Annotated in this window: 5 protein-coding genes; all 5 read right to left on the bottom strand. The window is 71.7% G+C overall.

Going from position 1 to position 4,510, the window contains the following annotated elements; all coding sequences use genetic code 11:
- Positions 1-969: MCE family protein (locus VGN50_RS12415; protein ID WP_327445111.1), on the bottom strand; the 969-nt coding region annotated here is incomplete at its 3' end.
- Positions 970-1,023: 54 nt separating this feature from the next.
- Complete coding sequence (locus tag VGN50_RS12410) at positions 1,024-1,983, bottom strand: exopolyphosphatase (RefSeq protein ID WP_327445110.1); 960 nt, start codon at positions 1,981-1,983, stop codon at positions 1,024-1,026.
- A complete protein-coding gene (locus tag VGN50_RS12405) occupies positions 1,980-2,507 on the bottom strand; it encodes a DUF501 domain-containing protein (protein ID WP_327445109.1) in 528 nt (175 codons plus the stop codon). Before VGN50_RS12405 ends, VGN50_RS12410 begins: the two co-directional genes overlap by 4 nt.
- On the bottom strand, positions 2,504-3,070 hold the full coding sequence (locus tag VGN50_RS12400; RefSeq protein WP_327445108.1) for a septum formation initiator family protein: 567 nt from the start codon (positions 3,068-3,070) through the stop codon (positions 2,504-2,506). Before VGN50_RS12400 ends, VGN50_RS12405 begins: the two co-directional genes overlap by 4 nt.
- A 110-nt stretch (positions 3,071-3,180) precedes the next feature.
- Entirely contained in the window at positions 3,181-4,470 is a 1,290-nt protein-coding gene (eno, locus tag VGN50_RS12395; RefSeq protein ID WP_327445112.1) for a phosphopyruvate hydratase, read from the bottom strand.
- Between the last annotated feature and the right edge of the window lie 40 nt (positions 4,471-4,510).

Genomic DNA, 4,510 nt, shown 5'->3' with positions numbered 1-4,510 from the left:
GTACTTGGCGAACACCTCGGCGGTCGGCCGCTGCACCCGACCCACCTGGATGATCCGCTGCCCGTTGGCGTCCAGGAAGTCCGCCGTCGTGTTCGCGAACCCCGCCGTCCCGGCCAGGAACCCCGCCAGCTGATGCTGCTTCTGCACGATCGTCGTGTTCGTCGTGACCAGGTTCGCCGCCGCCCGCACCAGGTTCGGCGCCGCCACGGCATACGTCGACACCACATCCGCGAAGGCCGAGATGTCCGCCTTGATCACCGGCATCTTCGGGTTCAGCGCCTTGAAGTACGAGTCCACCAGCACCAGGTTCTGACCCAGCCGCGTGCCACGGCCGTCCAACGCCGTCGCCAGCGCGTTCAACGTCGTGGCCAGCTTCTCCGGCTGCACGGCCCGCAGCAGCGGCAGCAGGTCGTCGAAGACCTTCTCCAGCTCGATCGCCACCGACGTCTTGTCCTGCCCGATCACGGCGCCCTGCCGGATCGGCGTCGCCGCACCCCCTGCCTGCGGCGACACCAGGTCCACGAACCGCTCACCGAACAACGTCTTGGGCAACAACCGCGCCGTCACGTTCGCCGGGATGAGCCCCACCATCGCCGGGTCGAGCGCCAGGTCCAGGCGGGCGCCGTTCCCGGTCGTCTCGATCGAGCGCACCTCGCCGACGATGAGCCCCCGCAGCTTCACATCGGACGCCGTCTGCAGCTGCGACCCGATCCGGTCGGTCAGCAACGTCACATGCACGACGGGGACGAAGGCCTTCTCGTACGTGGCGACCGAGAGACCGATCAGGAGACCGACGACGAGGAGGAAGGCCAGACCGTATGAGCGGTCGCCGAGCCGGGCGATCGGCCCCGTGGCCGGACCGAGGGGGGAGTCGGGAGTCGTGGGGCGCAGGGCAGCCTCGAGCCGCCCGGGAGCCACGGACCCTGGGTCACCGGCCGGCCGCATCCGCTCGTCGTCGACCGTCTGCACCACCCCTCACTGCGAGTTATGGACAAACCGTGCAACGAGGACAGCGCTCGGAGGTTACGGCCTCGTGGCCACGCGCTCGGCGGCCGACGCGGCGATGCCGTCGAGAATGTCGCGCTCGGAGGTCACCACGCGCCCCACGCCGAGCCCGGCGAGCCGCTGGACCACCTGGTGCCAGACCAGCGCGCCGGCGCCGATGACGTCGACCCGCCCGGGATGCATGAAGCCCAGCGCCGCCCGCTGCTCCCGGGTCCGGTGCAGGAGGTCCTGGCAGGCGGCCAGCACCCGGCTTGAGGAGAGCTCGGCGAGGTGGATGCGGTCGGGCTCGTACGTCTGCAGCCCCAGCGCGTGGGCCGTGATGGTCGTGACGCTGCCGGCGAGCCCCACCAGAGACCCGATGCCGGTGAGGTCGACGGCCTCGGCCGCGCGGTCGAGGGCGGCGTCGATGTCGCGCACCGCGGCGGCGATCTCGTCGGCCCGTGGAGGGTCAGCGTGGAGGTGGCGCTCGGTGAGCCGCACCGATCCGATGTCCATCGAGCAGGCCGACTCCACCGTCGCCTCCCCGCGCACCCACTCGGTCGACCCGCCACCGAGGTCCACGACCAGATACGGACCCGGTATGCCGCGGGCCCGCAGGCCGCCTGTGGCTCCCCTGAACGACAGGGTCGCCTCCTCGTCGCCGGTGACGACCTCGGGAGGGGTGCCGAAGTCGGCGAACGCCTCTCGCACGCCGGCGACGAACTCATCGGCGTTGGACGCGTCCCGTGACGCCGACGTGGCAACGAACCGCACCGCCTCGGCGCCCAGCTCGCGGCACTGCCCGGCATACTGACGGGCCATCGCGAGGGTGCGGGCCATCGCCTCGGGCGCGATGGCGCCTGTGCGGTCCACACCGGCTCCCAGCCGCACGACCTCCATGCGGCGCACCACATCGGTGAGGGACCCCGTCTCGTCGATGTCGGCCACGAGGAGGCGGATGGAGTTGGTGCCGCAGTCCACCGCGCCGACCCGCGTCACGCGGACGGCTCGCCGGCGACGGAGGACTCGTCGGTGACGCAGGAACCGGATGACCACCAGTCGCCGAGCGCGTCGAGTGCTTCGTCACCCAGCGGGTTGACGCCAGGTCCGGCTGCGAGCGAGTGGGCCACGAGGACGTGCAGGCACTTGACCCGCGTCGGCATCCCGCCGGCGGACACCCCCGCGATCTCGGCGACCTCGCCGAGCTCGGACCGCCGGGCCAGGTAGTGCTCGTGCGCCGCGGCGTAGCGGCGGGCAAGGTCCTCGTCCTCGGCCAGGCGGGCGGTCATCTCTCGCATCATCCCGGAGGCCTCGAGAGTGGAGATGGCACCGGTCAGCTTCGGGCAGGTCGCGTAGTAGGTCGTGGGGAACGGCGTCCCGTCGGGGAGGCGCGGCTCGGTGGTGAGCACGTCCGGGCGCCCACACGGGCACCGGTGGGCGACCCCCGCGACGCCGCGGGGCAGGCGGCCGAGCTGAGCGTGGACCGCGTCGAGGTCGGCCTGAGTGGGGCGCTGGCCGGTCACTTGACGGCCGGAGCGAGCGAGGCGGGACCCGCGTCCGCGACCTGCACCGACTCCCAGAGCTGGCCGTACCAAGGGTGGCTGCTGCTGGCGGCCGGAGCGGAGGCGACGCCCGGCACCGACTTGGCCGCAGGCCGTCCGTCGATGACGGTGTAGGACTTCTCGCCGACCTTGACGAACTTGAGACGCTCACGCGCCTGCTGCACGACATAGGCCTCGTCGTTCCAGCGCGCCTGCTCCTTCTGGAGGGCCGTGACGTCGACGCGCTGCGCCGCCACCTGGTCCCGCAGGGCGTTGATCTGCCCCTGCTGGCGCAGGTAGGAGCGCAGGGTCGGCACCAGGGTGACCGCGAGCAGCACGGCGATGGACGCGAGGACGACGATGCGGAAGACGGCTCGAGACGCCGTGGGCTCCGGCACGCCGTGTGCCGACGACCCCTTGCGCACCGCGCCCGCCGCCGTGGCGCGCGAGCGCCCTGGCCCGGCGCCGGGCCGCGCCGACGATGTCCGGGCAGCCGAGGCACGCGTCGACGAGGTGCGCGGCGACGAGGTGCGCGGCGACGGCATACGGGAGGGGGTATGGGCGCCTCCAGCGGGCGCCGCGGCAGCGCGGCGCGCGGGCCGGCGCCCTCCGCTCCCCTGTCCCGTGCCTGGCATGGCCTCGACCCCCGCCGCGATCAGGCCTGCGGTGCGAACCGGGGGAAGGCGCCCGCCCCGGCATAGACCGCGGCGTCGTCGAGCTCCTCCTCGATGCGCAGCAGCTGGTTGTACTTGGCGACGCGCTCCGAGCGGGCCGGGGCCCCGGTCTTGATCTGGCCGCAGTTGGTCGCCACTGCGAGGTCGGCGATCGTGACGTCCTCGGTCTCACCGGAGCGGTGGCTCATCATGCAGCGGTAGCCGTTGCGCTGGGCCAGGTCCACCGCGTCCAACGTCTCGGTCAGCGAGCCGATCTGGTTGACCTTGACGAGCAGGGCGTTGGCAGTGCGGGCGTCGATGCCGCGCTGGAGGCGCGCGGGGTTGGTGACGAACAGGTCGTCGCCGACCAGCTGCACCCGCGAGCCGAGGCGGTCGGTCATGGCCTTCCAGCCGTCCCAGTCCTCCTCGTCGAGCGGGTCCTCGATCGAGACCAGCGGGTAGGAGTCCACCAGGTCGGCGTAGTAGTCGACCATCTCGTCAGCCGTCTTGGCGACGCCCTCGAACTGGTAGGTGCCGTCCTCGTTGTGGAACTCGCTGGCAGCGACGTCGAGGGCGAGCGCGATCTGGGTGCCGGCCTCGTAGCCCGCCTTGGCGATGGCCTCGAGGATGAGGTCGAGCGCCGCGCGGTTGGACTCGAGGTTGGGGGCGAAGCCTCCCTCGTCGCCGAGGCCGGTGGCCAGACCCTTGTCCTTGAGGACGCCCTTGAGGGCGTGGTAGACCTCGGCGCCCCAGCGGAGAGCCTCGCGGAAGGAGTCCGCGCCGATGGGCGCGATCATGAACTCCTGGATGTCGACGTTGGAGTCGGCGTGGCTGCCGCCGTTGAGGATGTTCATCATCGGGACAGGCAGCACGTGGGCGTTGGGACCGCCGACGTAGCGGAACAGCGGCAGGCCGGCCGACTCGGCGGCTGCCTTGGCGACGGCCAGGGAGACCCCGAGGATGGCGTTGGCGCCGAGGTTGCCCTTGTTGTCGGTGCCGTCCAGGCCGATCATCACGCCGTCCACGAGCCGCTGCTCGCTCGCGTCGTAGCCCACGAGCTTGGGACCGATCTCGTCGAGTACCGCGTCGACAGCCTCCTCGACGCCCTTGCCCAGGTAGCGGTTCTTGTCGCCGTCCCGCCGCTCGACTGCCTCGAACGCTCCCGTCGACGCCCCGGACGGCACTGCCGCACGGGCGATGGTGCCGTCGTCGAGAGCCACCTCCACCTCGACCGTGGGGTTGCCGCGGGAGTCGAGGATCTCGCGAGCGCCTACTGCGTCAATGGTGGCCACAGACTTCTCCATCGTGGGGTCGAAAGGGTGCGTGAAACGT

The organism is Pedococcus sp., from assembly GCF_036000045.1.
Lineage (GTDB): Bacteria > Actinomycetota > Actinomycetes > Actinomycetales > Dermatophilaceae > Pedococcus.
The sequence above is the reverse complement of the archived record's forward strand: the minus strand, read 5'-3'. Positions and strand labels throughout refer to the sequence as shown.

What these genes read in the sequence shown, in the direction of transcription:
- VGN50_RS12400 (WP_327445108.1), bottom strand. Translation starts at nt 3,070, where the DNA reads ATGCCGTCGCCGCGCACCTCGTCGCCGCGCACCTCGTCGACGCGTGCC.